Here is a 14,920-nt window from a genome sequence, read left to right on the forward strand (position 1 = left end):
GGTTCACGATGTCAGGTAAACTGAGAGATAAACCCCGCTCCGAATCTGCGGCCATAGTGGCGACAGGTGCGGCCTTTTTCATGATCGTTCTTGACACGTCGATCGTAAATTTGGCTCTCCCTCGTATCAAAGACGTTTTTCATGCAGACCTCACCGCTCTCCAGTGGCTCGTCGACGGATATGCGCTGGTTTTTGCCAGCCTGCTGCTGAACGCAGGAGTGCTGGGCGATCGCTATGTCGCCAAGCGCATGTTCTCAGCCGGTTTAGTCATTTTCTGTGCCGCTTCGGCCGGGTGTGGGCTGGCACCCGACATGGCAAGCTTGCAGTGCGCCCGGGCAATACAGGGTATTGGCGCTGCCATACTGCTGCCGAACTCGCTCGCCGCCCTGAATCACACGGTGCAGGATCCGGAACGCAGGAAGATCGCGGTGTCGGCGTGGTCCAGTGCAGGTGCCTTGGGCGTCGCCCTGGGGCCGTTAGTCGGAGGTGTGCTCGTTCAGTATCTCGACTGGCGGAGCATCTTTCTTGTGAACATCCCGGTCGGGCTGGTGGGCTTTTGGCTTGCGCGACGACACGTCGCCGTCGGTCCTCGCCAAACGCAAAGAGAGTTCGATCCAATCGGCCAGCTTCTGGCTGTCGCTACTCTCGCGACCCTGACGTACTGGATGATTAGTTTGGGCCGGTCGCATGCGTTCTCTGCCTCCATGATCATATCGGGCGCAGGCGTCATCGGACTTGGTGCCGCGTTCCTCTGGGTTGAGTCCCGGCAAGCGAACCCAATGCTGCCACTCGATCTTCTTTTTCGGCCTGCTCTAGGGTCGGTGGCGCTTGTCGGCCTTTTGCACAACGTTGGGATCTATGGCCTCATTTTCGCGCTGAGCCTTGCATTTCAGGAGCTGCGCGGGATGACCCCAGTCGGAGCTGGATTGCTATTCCTTCCCCTGACGCTGACTCTTGTCGCCGGAACGAGGGTGGGGGCGAAATTTCTGCACAAATCGGATCCGTTCGGACCCCAGATTTGGGGACACGCGGCCTCGGCGTCGGGTGCCATCACATTGGCCGTGATGGGGTTTGATCATAGCCTGATCACGATCGCCATTCCTCTCTGCGTCATCGGCTTGGGCGCCGGCGTCACGGTACCTTCAATGAACCTCTCCGCCCTGGACTCGGTTGAGCGCGAACGCAGCGGTCTGGCGTCCGGCATCCTGAACAGCGCCCGGCAGACCGGGGGCGTCATCGGTGTCGCATTGCTGGGTGCGCTGGTCGGAGGACCGCCCACCGCGGCAGGAGCGAGTTGGGCCTCCGTGGCTGCAGCTATCGCGCTGGCCGGTGCGTCCGCCCTTGCGGCTCGAATCGCAAGGCAGCGTCGGGCTTCGATGGCGGCTCCGGCCGAACTCGGATGAAGGGCATTCGGTCGACCTGCCAGCGCCAGACCGCCGCCTTGGTGACCCCGGCGCGATGCTCGTCAAGATACCGGGGCGCGGCAGAGATCACACACCGGACGTTCCCGACACGGGTCGCGATCAATCCAGAATCCGCAAGCTGTGCCAGACGCAGCGCAACGTCGATCGCCTCCTCCATGAGGCTGACTTGCCGGTTGAGAAGACGGTAGCGGAGCTGGACTGCGGGGAATTCCGTCCGAAAGGCGTCGACGATGGGCCGCAGGATCCTGGCGCCGAAAAGCACAGCGCCGGGATAGGCTTGTCGTATCCCCAGCTGCTGCAGGGCAGCCCTTGCGAGAGCAGGACCGCCGGGGCCGAGACGTCGCCGGCCCCGCGGTAGCTGATCGTTCGGCCCTGCACCACGCATGTGCGCTGACGGGTGACCGCAAACATCGGAACACGTCCTGAGCTACAGATCGACGTCGAGGGGGAGCTCTTCCCTTGCAAATCCCTTGCTTGGCCCTTTCCAATTTCCGCGGACATTCGCTAGGATCGCGAGGCGGCATTCCACATTCTGGTAAGCCCATGGATCGTCTGGACGCGATGCAGGTGATGCTCACGGCGGTGGGGTGCGGTAGCCTCTCCAAGGCGAGCCGCAAACTCGGCCAGCCGCTCGCCACCGTGAGCCGCAAGGTGTCCGAGCTCGAGAGCCACCTGAAGGCGGACCTCCTGATCCGCTCGTCCAAAGGCCTGGAGCTGACGCCCGCCGGCCGGACCTACATCTCGGCGGCCAGGACCGTCCTGGAGCAACTGAACGAGGCTGAGCGCGCCGCCGCCGGCGAGTACACCAAGCCCAAGGGCGACCTGGTCGTTACCGCCCCAACCATGTTCGGCCGGCTGCACGTCCTGCCCGTCGTCACCACCTTCCTCATGTCGTTCCCTGAAGTGTCCGTCGAGCTGATGCTGACCGACCGCGTGACCCACTTCCTCGACGACCAGGTCGACGTCGCCCTGCGTATCGGCGACCTGCCCGACAGCAGCCTGATCGCGACTCGCCTGGGCGCAACCCGCCGGGTGACATGCGCAAGCCCGGCCTATCTCGCCCCGCGCGCGGCCCCAGCCGTTCCGCAGGATCTCGTCGACCACGATGTGATCTCGTTCGAGAGCGTGTCGTCCCCCACCACCTGGCGCTACTGGGCGGACGGGAACGAGGTCGCCGTACCTCTCAGATCGCGCTTGAGCGTCAACACCATCGATGCGGCGATCGATGCGGGCCTAGCAGGCGCGGGGGTGGTCAGGACCAATTCCTACCAGGTCGCCGACCATGTGCGCGACAACCTGCTGCAGCTGCTGCTCGAGGGATTCGAGCCCCCGCCTCGGCCGGTGCGCCTTGTCTACGACAAGCGAGGCCGCCTGCCGCTCAAGCTGCGCGCCTTCGTCGATTTCGTCGTTCCGCGTCTTCGGGACCGGCTGACGGTCGCCGCGATCTAGCTCCGGCCGCGCCGATCGCCCGCGCGGGGCGGGCCTGGGTAGATGACCCGCTGGCAGCACCTCGTGCGCGACTACAGGCGCGTATCTACGTCTCTCGGGCCATGATCCTGGTCGCCATGGGCGGAAACCTCCTACGCCGAACCACGCACCCCTGAGTTTTCAGAGGAACTCTGAGCCATATAGCGAGGCGCGCATAGACCGGCGATCCTTACGGTTGTAGATACCCCTTTGATTTACAGCTTCAACGCGGTTCTCTATGCCAACAATTGTTTTTTCTGTAGTTCCTCCTCCGAAGTCGTGGGACGAGTTTGAGGATATTATGCTCGCCGCTGCTAAACTCCGCTATAACAGCACCGATTTTCAACGCCACGGACGATCTGGACAGAAACAGAATGGCGTGGATGTCTTCGGGCATGACGACGACGACCGCCATATAGGGGTTACCGGCCGATTTGTTCAAAACTGCACGCTAAGCTGCCGCGCTGGCATTCGATGGATTGAACGATTCTGCGCGTCACCCTTTGTCGCGCGGCCAATTCCAAAGGAGGGGATGAAGATTCGGCGGGCGTGCGGTTGGCGTAACGGTCGCATTGACTTAGTATTGGTAGGCCTTCCCGGTTAGTGCGGCTTTGAGCATTCTATAATTCGGACTGACCGATCCGTCATCGGCTCTCAGGTTGACAGGCAACTCAATGCCACCCTGCAGTTCAAGGTTGACGCTGCCTCCCAGGAAATGTTCCTTTTTCCAGTCATGTGTCCAACAGATCCCGTGGATCTCCATGACGGCACTCCAGTCGTATTTGTGGACTTTGTCGCTATAGTTGGTCCGAACGACAATTTCGCTCAGCGTCAAGCAGGTTCCTCGGCTGAGGCCTACTACCTGCTCGCGATCCTCAATAGCGGCGCTGTCTTTGCCAGGATCAAGGACCTCCAGGGCATCGGCGAGGCGGGAACCAGGCGTGACTTCGCCAGCCTGGTCTGGACTCTCCCCATCCCCGAATACGACGAGCGCGATGTCCTGCACCGCGACTTGGGCGCCGCGGCCAGCCGCGGCGAAACTGTGGCTTCCAGGGTTCCGCTGACCGACAGCATTTCGCGCCATCCGCACCGCCCTCGCCGAAGACGGCATCTCAGCCGAGATCGAGGCCTTGGTCGATGCATTGCTGCCTCCGTGAAGGGGTTGAGAGGCCACTCGAGCCACAGGCCGTCAGCGTCCACACCGTGGCCACCGAAACGGGCTGCTGGTAACGTCGACTTCTACACCATCGACAGGTCCCGATAGCCCCCCGCCGACAGCGCGTCGCAGTGCTTCCGAAATGCCGGATGGCCACCGCTGTAGCGCATAACCCGGCGGACCTGTTTGCCCTCCACGTTGCGGTTGATGCCGGTCATCCAGGAGTCGACCTCGGTGAACAGCAATCCTTCGTTGGTTTCGATGACGTGATCTGTCCAAACTTTCGCCGCCGATTGCGTCGCATCCACGCGGGTCAGGCCGTTGTCGCGCGCATGACGGATCAGCGCCGTGACCCAGTCGGAGGTGTATTCCACCGCACGCGGGAAGTTGCCGAGGCCGGCGTGCGGTCCCATCACCATCGAGAAATTCGGGAACCCGTCGACCAGAATGCCCAGCAGCGTCACCGGCCCGTCGGCCCATTTGTCCTTCAGCGACGCGCCGCCCACCCCTCTGATGTCGATGCGGTCGAAGGCCCCGGTGATCGCGTCGAAACCGGTCGCGTAGATGATCATGTCGAACTCGTAATCGGCGCCCGAGGTGCGGATACCGTCTGGCGTGATGCGCTCGATCGGCGTTTCGGTCAGATCGACCAGTTTTACGTTCGGCTGGTTGTAAACCTCGAAATAGCCGCTTTCCAGCGGCACCCGCCGCGTCCCGAAGCCGTGCGTCTTGGGGACCAGCTTTTCCGCGACCGCCGGATCGTTGACCCGCTGGCGGATCTTTCGCGCCAGATAGTCCGACATCAGCTTGTTGGCCTCGCGATCGAGCAGGACGTCGCGAAAATTGCCCATCCAGATTCCGAAGCCCGGTTCGCTATAGCGCTTTTCCCAGAACGCCTCGCGTTCCTCTTCCGTCACCTCGAACACAGAGCGGGGGTCGGCGGTGTGGATGAAGCAGCCGAGTGTTTCCTGGCAGCGGGCGAAGATATCGGCGTAATTCTTGCGGATTTCGCGCATCTCATCGGGTGTGACCTTGGCGTTGTGCAACGGCGCCGACCATTGCGCGGTGCGCTGGAAGACGGTCAGGTGGCGAGCGGTTTTGGCGATTTCCGTGATGGCCTGGATACCGGTAGCGCCGGTGCCGATGACCGCGACGCGCTTGCCCGCAAAGCTGACCGGTTGCTTGGGCCAGTTATGCGTGTGGCAGGACTGGCCCTTGAAGCTCTCAATGCCGGGCATGCGCGGCAAAACAGACGCTGACAGCACGCCGATGGCGGTGATCAGGAAGCGGGAAGTGCATTGCGTGCCGTTGTCGAGCGTGACCTTCCAGCTTCGGCCGTCTTCCTGGTAATGCGCCGCGGTCACTGTGGTTTTGAACTGGATGTCGCGCCGGAGGTCGAACTTGTCGGCGACGTGGTTCAGATACCGTTCGGTTTCCGGCTGGCCCGCGAAGTGCTCCTCCCAGTCCCATTCGTCGAGCAGTTCCTGCGAAAAGGAGTAGCCGTAGGTCCAGCTTTCGGAATCAAACCGAGCGCCGGGATAACGGTTCCAGTACCAAGTACCGCCGACACCGGAGCCGGCCTCGAACACGCGCGTCGTCAGTCCAAGTTCGCGGAGGCGATAGAGTTGATAGAGGCCGGAAACCCCGGCGCCGATGACGATCGCGTCGAAATCGGGGGCCAGCTCCGCGGACGGCTCACGCGCGGTTTGCACTCTGTCGTTCATACGCACCTCTCCTCCCGCTGCTTGTTCCATTCTCCCTAAAAGAAGACGAACGACCGCACTACGACATTCTTGCGGCACCTGGCGGTGGCGGGCGCGGTCGGATCGATGCACGCCGTATGGAACGACCAGCGCGAAACGGAACCATCCGTCACCGAGTCATAACATTTTAGCATCGAGACTTCGTTGGGCTTCTGCTGGGGAAACCAGTACCACTCGTGGTCGGGCCGGTAGGTAAAGCGGGTGGTTTCGCCCACGCGGTCGTCGTAGACACGGTAGTTGTTGATGTACGGCTGGTCGGCGAAAGACGGCCAGGCGCACAGCACGAAGGGAAACTGCTCGATGGTCTCTATAGGTTTGGCGAGATTGATCGACATGAACCGTCGCGACATCTTCGCGTCAGCCTGTTCCTCGGTGCAGTTCTGCGGGCGCCCGAAGTTCCGCAGGTTCTTGGTGAGCAGCTCGCGGCAACGCACGCGACCGCTGTTATCGTTCAGGTCGTTATGCACAAGCATGGCGTAGTTCGCGTTCACACCGGGGTTCTTGGCGTCCTGGTCTTCGGTGCGGTCGCCCGCGTAATCCTTGTCGAAGACGTCGTGGTTGTAGACCAGTGCATCCGTCGCGTTCGGGAAGAATTCGAGCAGGAGCTTCTCGATCTCCGGGTAGAACACGCGCTCCACCTCGGCCGAATCATAGATATTCGTGCACTTGGACTCGAGGTGCGCCAGCGAGACGCCGAGTTTGTCCATGCAGTCCGGGCTGTCGGGCGACAGGCCCGGGTGGTACTCGCCGATGCGCCGCGCGTCGCGTAGCACCTGCGGGAAAAATAGATTCCGCCGCCGGCTGTCCTGCTCGTTCTTGCGCAGCAGCGCCGCAACGTCGGCGTGCGCCGGATCGTGCCAGAGGGCGTTGGATGGAACGATGGAGTAGGTCGGGCGCTCATGGACCGTATAGGGCAGCGGCAGAGCCACGCCACCTTCGGGAGCCTTGAGGCTGTTCGAGCTGCGAATATAAGCGAGGCATTCGTCGTAGTCGCGGAACGCGAGACCCCATTTGGTCTTGATCGGGCCGGGCGGGGCGTTGTCGATCATGTCGATCATTCGCTGGCTTTCGCCGTCGGCGAGTTCGGCGAGTGCGTCCTCGATCGCCTTGGCGGTTCCGGCGTCGCCGTTCGTGTCGAACGCCAAGTAGGACAGGCCGTCGTTCGCGGCGACAGGTGGCGGCTGCCCTTCCGTGCGCTGAAGCGGCGGCACGTACGGTGGTTGCACTTGCGTCGTATCCGCCGCGACATAGCTGTCGGCGACCTCGAGCTGGCCCATGGTATTCCTCCGACTGTGTTTGACAGACAGTGGCACATGGAACCTGAATTGGCCAGATGACGGACTTTTCGGTCATGCGAAGGTGCGCAGGGCTTTCGGTGCGAACGTCGTGTTCCTTGCGAGACCGGAATATGCAAGAGGCGGCGATCGGTCCTTGTTCGGTCTGATACCCCTTCGAGCATGCGCCGTGGGTCAATGCCAAAATGTGTCTCGATCGAGCCGCTCGAGGAGGCTGGACAACGTCGAGGCAATCGCGGCCGAGGAGGGTTTTGGCAGGGTAGAACTGCGGAAACTATGACCTCCAAAACCATATCGCCGCAGGTCAGCCTAGTCCGCGAAACACTCGAGATTTCGGAGTTTTTCCGCAGCCTGTTAAGTTGCAACACCAGAGCGGGCCAACAAGACGGTGCCCGCCGGACGGATACAACGTATCGTGGATGCGCGTTTGGCAACGCAATGAAAGGTGGCGAACATGGGAAGGCTCGACGGCAAGGTCGCAGCGGTGACGGGCGGGGCATCGGGGATCGGCGAGGCGACGGTCAGGCGTTTCGTCGCCGAGGGCGCGAGCGTGGCATTCTGCGATCGGGACGGCGAGCGCGGCCAGCGCGTGGCGGCCGAGCTCGAAACCGCCGGCACCAAGGTCACCTTCACGCAGGCGGACGTTGGTACCGAGGCCGCATGCCTCGCCTTCGTCAACGGTGCCGCACAGAAGTTCGGGCACCTCGACATCCTCGTCAACAATGCCGGCATCCGTAAGTACGAGAAGGTCGACGAGGCGAGCGCGGCGAGCTGGAACGAGATCCTCAACGTGAACCTGATGAGCTACGCCTTCTGTGCCAAGGCTGCGGTTCCGCTGATGCGCCGCAACAAGGGCGGTGCCATCGTCAACGTCGCCTCCGTACGTTCCGTGGTCGCAGGCGGCGGCAACCTGCAGTACGACACCACCAAGGCGGCGGTGGCGGGCTTGACGCGAGGGCTCGCCGCAGACCACTCGCCGGACGGCATTCGTGTGAACGCCGTCGGCCCTGGCCCGATCTTTACGCCGTTCCATCAGCGCCGCATCGCAGCTTCCGGCGAGACCGTCGAGCAGTATAACGCCAAGGCTGCGCAAGGCACCATGCTGAAGCGCCCGGGCAGGGCCGAGGAGGTTGCCGCCGCGATCCTGTTTTTGGCCTCCGACGATGCCTCCTACGTCACCGGCGCTCTACTGTTCGTGGACGGCGGTATGACGGCGATGTGAGAAATATTCAGCTGGCGCTCACAGATCATAGCGTCCAGTTTGCTGCACTGCTCCGTATCAATTTAGTTCATCCGGGCTATGCGGATACGCCGCTCACCGAGAAACGTTTCGGCGATCCGGCCGCACGCCAGGTGCTGCTCGATCGCACGCCGATGGGGCGGCTTCGCACCGCCGAGGATATCGCCAATGGTGTGCTGTTCCTGGCGTCCGACGAATCATCCTGGGTCACCGGCTCGGAACTGGTGATTGATGGCCATGACGGCGCAGTAAGCGCTTATCGTTCCACGGTCCGGCCGCGCCGCTGAGGCCGACCGTCCACTGGCCCGGATCTGACGTTTCCCATTGTAGTATCAGTCGATTTGGATAGTCTCGGCAGGCAATCATAACCGCCCTCATCACCGCACCTTGATCCGTCTGCTACGCCGCAGCGAGCACGCCGACCAACCGACCGGAGGACACGCCATGACCAACTATCTGCACACCATGATCCGCGTCAGTTCGCTCGAGGACAGCATCGCCTTCTTCGAGGTGCTTGGCCTACGCGAGATCCGCCGCCGTCCGGACGAGAAGGGCCGCTACACAAACGTCTTCCTCGCGGCCCCCGGCGACGAGGCGGCTGCCTTGGAACTCACCCACAACTGGGATCCCGAGCCCTACACGGGCGGCCGCAATTTCGGGCATCTCGCCTACGCCGTGGACAACATCTACGACACCTGCAGCGCCTTCATCGCCCGCGGCGTGACGATCAACCGCCCGCCGCGTGACGGCCGCATGGCCTTCATCCGCACGCCGGACGGCATCTCCATCGAGTTGCTGCAGGCCGGTGGCGCGCTGCCGCCTGCCGAACCCTGGACCACCATGGCCAACACCGGTTCGTGGTAAAGTTGGAAGCTCCCTGGGACTGACTGGATCGTGGCGCGACTGGGGTGAAGAAAGGCATGAGCCCTGATTTGGACATTCTTTGGCAGACCCCGCCGCGTCAGCGTCACGTCCAAGCCGGCCCTTCCAGACCGCCTCGGCGTCGCTCAAATGCAGACGTCAGACCGATCGTGGCAGTAGATCGCCCTTCCTCTGCGACCCCTTGCACCCGGATGCCCCGAAGAGAACAATCAACACTGAGGCAATGAAATCGCGGTCGTGCCGCCAAGGGGAGAAAATGCCATGGACCTCGGATTGCAAGGCAAGCAAGCGATCGTAACCGGCGGCAGTCGGGGCATCGGCAAAGCCATCGCGCGGGAATTGGCGCGCGAAGGTGTCGATGTGGCGATCGTGGCGCGCAACAAGGAGGCTCTCGAGGCGACGGCGCGCGAGCTGGGAGCCGAGACCAACCGGCGCATCCTTCCCCTCGCGGCCGACGTCACCAGCAAGGAGCAGGTGGATCGCATGGTCGCCGAGGCGGCACAGCAAATGGGCGGCCTGCACATCCTGGTCAACAGCGGGTCCTCGCCGGGGGGCTCCGCCACCGCGATCGGCCCGATCGATACCGTCGTCGATGAGGACTTGCTGCAGGATTTCAACGTGAAGTATGTGGGCGCGCTGCGCTGTTGCCGCGCTGTCATTCCGTTCATGAAGCAGCAGGGCTGGGGCCGCATCATCAACATCAGCGGTGCCAACGCCCGAAACGCCGGCAATCTCAGCGGCGGCGCACGCAACGCCTCCCTCGTGCACATGACCAAGACGCTGGCGGTCCAAATGGGCCGCCATGGCATCACGGTCAATTGTATCCATCCCGGCACGACCCGAACCGAACGTACGCCGAGCCTGCTGGCTGCCCGCGCAACCCAGTTGGGCGTATCCCCGGAAGCGGCGGAGCGACAGGATTTTGCGCCGGACTCACCGCGCGGCAATGCCATCTGCCGCATGGTGGACGCCTCGGAGATCGCCTTCGTTACCGTCTTCTTGGCATCAGATAAGGCCTGGGCGGTCTCGGGCGAGTTGGTCGCGGCGACCGGGGGAGCCGGGCGGACCGTACATTACTAGGCCGTACTGACATCCAGTCGCGTTGACCGCGGCCGGTGCGTCGCGCCCGCTCGTCACGCCCGCTCGTCACTCTGGGCAACCCGGCTGCGATAACGGATAATTGGCTCGAACAAGCAGGAGGACGGCCATGCCAGTGATCGACGTCCAGGTTCATCCATTCGATCGAAATCATCCCGGCCGGCCGTGGGCCGGTCCCTCGCACGGGCTCAACTCCGCCACGGGCGAGGAAATGGTCGCTGCGATGAACAAGGTCGGCGTCGACGGCGCGATCATGGTGTCGTCGTTCAGCGCTTATGAATACGATCCAAGTTACGCGCTTGAGGTTTACAACACCTATCCGGACAAATTCCGGGTGGTGACGCCGGTTGATGCGACCGACCCGGCGATTGACGATGTGGTGGCGAAATGGGCGACGACGCAAGGCGCGCGCGGCATCCGCATCATTTTGCGCGACGGCCTGCCAATGGACGCCGACCATCCCGGCCTAAACCGGGCATTCGCCGCCGCCGCCAGACATGGTTTGCCGGTCAATCTGCTTTGCTGGGGCATACTGGACAAAGGCCTGCCGCACATCCGGCGACATCCCGATACGGTCATCGTGATTGATCATCTCGGACTGCTGCAACCCGCTCGCCCACCGGTTCCGGCCGACGTCTGGGCTGATCTACCGAAGCTGCTCGCTTTGGCGCAATACGGGAACGTAAGGGTGAAGATCAGCGGCGCCTGCACGATGTCGCACCGGCCGTTCCCATACGACGACATCTGGGAGCCGGTGCTTCGGGTCATTGGCGCGTTCGGGCTGGATCGTTGCATGTGGGGCACCGACTGGACGCGGACAATCGGCATGTTGACCTATCAGCAGGGCGTGGCGCCGTTCCGCGACACCAAACACCTGTCTGAGGACGACAAGGCGGCCCTGATGGGTAGAACGTTGCAGACAGTATACAAATGGTGATGCGACCGCGACAATCCGGCCACGTCACATTCTGGCGGAATGACCCAGGAGGCGGTTATGGCGCTGCTCATCATTGATCTCGACAAACATATCGGCGACCCCAAGGCATGGCGCGACATGTTCGGGGAAAAGCTTCCCGATCTGGAAATCCGCACTTGGCCTGAGGCCGGAAGCCTGGCGGAGATCGAATATCTCGCCTTCATGCATCCGGATTTCGATTCTCTTCCGGTTTTTCCGAATTTGAAAGCCATGTTCAGCCGCGCCGCCGGTGTCGAGTCCTTCGTTCAACATCCAAAGCTGCCGAAGGCCCCGCTATGCAAGGTAGAGCCGCCAGGCGGCGATCCGATGATGACGGAATACGTCGTCATGCACGTTCTTCGTTTTCATCGCGACATGCCCGGTTATCAGGCGGCACAGGCCAATCGGGAGTGGCGTCGCACAACGATTCTCCGCCCCGAACAAAGGCGTGTCGGGTTCCTCGGCTTCGGCATGATGGCGAAGGCGCCGGCGCTGGTGTTGAAGTCGCTCGGTTTCAACGTCTCGGCCTGGGTTCGCAACCCGAGGCACGAGAGTGACGTTCCGATCTATCATGGTCCCGGCCAACTTGGACCGTTTCTTCAGAAGACCGACATCGCGGTCTGCCTGTTACCGCTTACTCGGGAAACCGAGGGCATATTCTGCGCGCGGACCTTTGACATGATGCCACGCGGGGCGATGCTGGTGAATGTCGGGCGGGGGAAACATGTGGTGGACGAGGATCTGATCAAGGCGCTCGATTCAGGGCAGTTGTCATACGCCGCGTTGGACGCGCTGTGGCCTGAGCCGCTACCGCAAACAAGCCCGCTCTGGCTGCACCCCAAAGTTACCGTCATGCCGCACGTGGCCCGGCGGCCGACCGTTGCTCAGCTGGTGACTGAGATCGCAGCGAATATCCGAAACGTCGAGGCGGGCAGGCGGCTTTTGCAGGAGGTCGATATCATGAAGGGATATTAGCTGGGTCAGCGCGGCCCGTGTTTCATTACGTGGTTTCAGTTTGAAAGAGACCAATCCGATCGTTGAATCAATGAACAACGCCAGGGGTGTGACCATGCGACCGAACAAGATCAAGCAGATGTGGCGTGACGGGCAGTGCGTGACGCTGGGCTGGCTCTCCGTGTCGCACGGGTTCACGGCCGAGATCATGGCGCGTCAGGGCTTCGATGCCCTGTGCGTCGACCTGCAACACGGCACCGCTGAAATGAAAGACGTCGGGCCGATGCTGCAGGCGATCTCGCAGACCGACACGGTCCCGGTCGTGCGGGTTGCTTGGAACGAGCCGGCAACCATCATGAAGGCCCTCGACCTGGGCGCCTATGGCATCATTGTGCCGCTGGTCAACACCGCCGCGGAAGCCGCGATGGCGGTGGCCGCGTGCCGCTATCCGCCCGTCGGCATGCGCTCGTCGGGACCCGTCCGCGCCGTGCACTACGGCGGCGCCGACTACGTGGCCCACGCCAACGACGAGATCGTGGTCATGGCCATGATCGAGACGAAAGAAGGCCTTGCCAACCTCGATGCCATCTGCGCCACGCCCGGCCTCGACGCGGTCTACATTGGGCCAGCCGACCTGTCGTTCGCACTGGGTCTGGCCCCGCGCGGCGATAACCCTGATCCGCTCCATCTCGCCACCTGCGACAAGATCCGGCAGACAGCGCATAAGCACGGCATCAAGTGCGTCATGCACTGTGCCGGTGCGGCGTTCGCGGCGGGCGCGGTGAAGCGCGGCTTCGACATGGTGATGCTGACGTCCGATCTCTCGTGCATGATCGCCGGCGCGCGGATGCAACTCGACGAGCTCAAGTCCGAGACGGAATAAGGTCGGTGTCATGGTCGCCAGGGACCACGACACAAGGATCGCCTGACCAACGGGAAGCGTCGCGGATTTTGGCCGCGCGCCAAAGCGGGGAACACAGCATGCCTGACACCCACGTCGTGGCGGAACGGCCAGCTCAGGATCAGGTCGCGACCTATGACGCGATTGTCATCGGCGCCGGCATTTCGGGCATGTTCATGCTCTATCGCCTGCGCGAACTTGGCATGACCGCGCGAGTCTTCGAAGCCGGCACCAACGTCGGGGGCACTTGGTATTGGAATCGCTATCCCGGCGCCCGCTTCGATTCCGAAAGCTGGACCTACGGCTTTTCGTTCTCGAAGGAGCTGATGCAGGAATGGGACTGGAAGGAACATTTCTCGCCGCAGCCCGATACGCTGGAATATCTGAACCATGTCGCCGACAAGTTCGACCTGCGGCGGGACATGCAGTTCCGCAGCACGGTGACAGCAGCGCACTGGGATGACGCGGCGAACCAGTGGACCGTGACCCTGGAAAGCGGCCAGCAGGCGAAGTCGCGCTTCCTATGCACCGCCATCGGCATCCTATCCGCTCATACCCTGCCGGCCATTTCCGGCCGCGACAGCTTCCACGGCCCGGCTTACCATCCCGCGCGATGGCCGCACACGCCCGTCGACTTCACCGGCCAACGCGTCGGCATCATCGGCACCGGGGCCACCGCCATTCAGGCGATCCCCGAGATCGCCAAGCAGGCGCAGCAGCTCACCATCTTTCAGCGACGCCCGAACTGGGCCGCGCCGTTGCACAATGCCAGGATCAGCAAAGAAGAGATGGAGCAGATCAAGTCCCATTATGAGGAGATCTACGCCCACTGCGCCACCACACCGATGTGGTTCATCCATCAAGCGGACCGCCGCAACACCTTGGAAGTGCCGCCGGACGAGCGTGAGGCGTTCTGGGAGAAGCTATACGCCGAGCCCGGATTCGGCATCTGGTTGGGCAATTTCCGCGATATCGGGGTTAACGAGAAAGCCAACGCCGCGATCAGCGAGTTCATAGCCGGGAAGATCCGCCAGCGCGTCAAGGACCCGAAGGTGGCGGAGAAGCTAATCCCCAAGGACCACGGCTTCGGGGCCCGCCGCGTGCCGCTGGAAAGCGGCTATTTCGAGGCCTACAACCGCGACAACGTGACGCTGATCGATACGCTCCAAGACGAGCCGATCGAGCGCATCACGCCGAAGGGCATCAGGACCACGAAGCAGGAGTACGAATTCGATGTCCTGATCTATGCCACCGGTTTTGACGGCGTGACCGGGGCGTTCGATCGCATCGACATCCGCGGTACGAATGGCCTACGACTGAAGGACGCCTGGGCCGAAAGCCCGCGCACCTATCTCGGCATGCTCGCGGAAGGTTTTCCGAATATGCTGATGGTGCTGGGTCCGCACACCGCGCGTGGCAATATCCCGCAAGCCATTGAACATAGCGTGGAATTTCAGGCTGGCATGCTGCGGTTCGTGCAGCAGCACAACTACACGCGCGTGGAAACCAGGCCGGAGCAGGTGGGCGATTGGACCCGGACCGTGATCAAGGCGGCGGAAAAGTTGCTCTCCTCCAAGGTCGATTCCTGGCAAACCGGCGTGAACCGTAACGTCGAGGGCCGGGCCGTGCGCCGCGTCCTCGGCTATAACGGCAACGGCGTGCATTTCCGCCGGACGACCGACGAAGTCGCCAAAGGCGGCTATAAGGAATTGATGTTCCGCTAGGGTCGGCGTCCTCCGACGCGGCCGCATGCATATCCACGGTTCGGCCGCGTCTGACGGAGCA

Annotated in this window: 14 protein-coding genes; 10 read left to right on the plus strand and 4 right to left on the minus strand. The window is 62.5% G+C overall.

Annotated features, from left to right (window positions below; genetic code table 11):
* The first annotated feature begins 8 nt into the window (after nucleotides 1-8).
* Nucleotides 9-1,403, plus strand: a complete 1,395-nt coding sequence (locus ACQY4Y_RS20675; protein ID WP_428492466.1) for an MFS transporter — start codon at nucleotides 9-11, stop codon at nucleotides 1,401-1,403.
* Here ACQY4Y_RS20675 and ACQY4Y_RS20680 read toward each other — a convergent pair.
* Complete coding sequence (locus tag ACQY4Y_RS20680; RefSeq protein WP_428492467.1) at nucleotides 1,315-1,809, minus strand: LysR substrate-binding domain-containing protein; 495 nt, start codon at nucleotides 1,807-1,809, stop codon at nucleotides 1,315-1,317. The two genes, ACQY4Y_RS20675 and ACQY4Y_RS20680, sit on opposite strands and share 89 nt — an antisense overlap.
* A 158-nt stretch (nucleotides 1,810-1,967) precedes the next feature.
* Between ACQY4Y_RS20680 and ACQY4Y_RS20685 the strand changes: the two genes are divergently transcribed.
* Nucleotides 1,968-2,873: a LysR substrate-binding domain-containing protein gene (locus ACQY4Y_RS20685; RefSeq protein ID WP_428492468.1), complete on the plus strand. Its 906-nt coding sequence runs from the start codon at nucleotides 1,968-1,970 to the stop codon at nucleotides 2,871-2,873.
* Between the two features lie 595 nt (nucleotides 2,874-3,468).
* On the opposite strand, the gene ACQY4Y_RS20690 is transcribed toward ACQY4Y_RS20685, so the two are convergent.
* From ACQY4Y_RS20690 to ACQY4Y_RS20700, 3 genes are all read right to left on the minus strand, one after another.
* Complete coding sequence (locus tag ACQY4Y_RS20690; protein ID WP_428492469.1) at nucleotides 3,469-3,897, minus strand: hypothetical protein; 429 nt, start codon at nucleotides 3,895-3,897, stop codon at nucleotides 3,469-3,471.
* Nucleotides 3,898-4,130: 233 nt separating this feature from the next.
* On the minus strand, nucleotides 4,131-5,771 hold the full coding sequence (locus tag ACQY4Y_RS20695; protein WP_428492470.1) for a flavin-containing monooxygenase: 1,641 nt from the start codon (nucleotides 5,769-5,771) through the stop codon (nucleotides 4,131-4,133).
* 35 nt (nucleotides 5,772-5,806) lie between these two features.
* Nucleotides 5,807-7,087 carry a CmcJ/NvfI family oxidoreductase gene (locus ACQY4Y_RS20700; RefSeq protein WP_428492471.1) on the minus strand — a complete coding sequence of 427 codons (1,281 nt, stop codon included), beginning with the start codon at nucleotides 7,085-7,087 and terminating at the stop codon, nucleotides 5,807-5,809.
* A 472-nt stretch (nucleotides 7,088-7,559) separates the two neighbouring features.
* Here ACQY4Y_RS20700 and ACQY4Y_RS20705 point away from each other — a divergent pair, with 472 nt between their 5' ends.
* From ACQY4Y_RS20705 to ACQY4Y_RS20740, 8 genes are all read left to right on the plus strand, one after another.
* Nucleotides 7,560-8,327 (plus strand): SDR family NAD(P)-dependent oxidoreductase, encoded by a 768-nt coding sequence (locus ACQY4Y_RS20705; protein ID WP_428492472.1) that lies wholly within the window; start codon nucleotides 7,560-7,562, stop codon nucleotides 8,325-8,327.
* Complete coding sequence (locus ACQY4Y_RS20710) at nucleotides 8,324-8,632, plus strand: SDR family NAD(P)-dependent oxidoreductase (RefSeq protein WP_428492473.1); 309 nt, start codon at nucleotides 8,324-8,326, stop codon at nucleotides 8,630-8,632. Before ACQY4Y_RS20705 ends, ACQY4Y_RS20710 begins: the two co-directional genes overlap by 4 nt.
* A gap of 157 nt (nucleotides 8,633-8,789) precedes the next feature.
* Entirely contained in the window at nucleotides 8,790-9,209 is a 420-nt protein-coding gene (locus tag ACQY4Y_RS20715) for a VOC family protein (RefSeq protein WP_428492474.1), read from the plus strand.
* Between the two features lie 279 nt (nucleotides 9,210-9,488).
* Nucleotides 9,489-10,307, plus strand: a complete 819-nt coding sequence (locus ACQY4Y_RS20720; RefSeq protein WP_428492475.1) for an SDR family NAD(P)-dependent oxidoreductase — start codon at nucleotides 9,489-9,491, stop codon at nucleotides 10,305-10,307.
* A 127-nt stretch (nucleotides 10,308-10,434) separates the two neighbouring features.
* Nucleotides 10,435-11,262, plus strand: coding sequence for an amidohydrolase family protein (locus tag ACQY4Y_RS20725; RefSeq protein WP_428492477.1), 828 nt, complete (start codon nucleotides 10,435-10,437; stop codon nucleotides 11,260-11,262).
* Nucleotides 11,263-11,319: 57 nt separating this feature from the next.
* On the plus strand, nucleotides 11,320-12,255 hold the full coding sequence (locus ACQY4Y_RS20730) for a 2-hydroxyacid dehydrogenase (RefSeq protein WP_428492478.1): 936 nt from the start codon (nucleotides 11,320-11,322) through the stop codon (nucleotides 12,253-12,255).
* A 40-nt stretch (nucleotides 12,256-12,295) separates the two neighbouring features.
* Entirely contained in the window at nucleotides 12,296-13,117 is an 822-nt protein-coding gene (locus tag ACQY4Y_RS20735) for an HpcH/HpaI aldolase family protein (RefSeq protein WP_428492479.1), read from the plus strand.
* A gap of 98 nt (nucleotides 13,118-13,215) precedes the next feature.
* Nucleotides 13,216-14,859 (plus strand): flavin-containing monooxygenase, encoded by a 1,644-nt coding sequence (locus tag ACQY4Y_RS20740; RefSeq protein ID WP_428492480.1) that lies wholly within the window; start codon nucleotides 13,216-13,218, stop codon nucleotides 14,857-14,859.
* The last annotated feature ends 61 nt before the right edge of the window (nucleotides 14,860-14,920 follow it).

It is taken from the genome of Rhodopila sp. (assembly GCF_965277165.1).
Classification (GTDB): domain Bacteria; phylum Pseudomonadota; class Alphaproteobacteria; order Acetobacterales; family Acetobacteraceae; genus Rhodopila.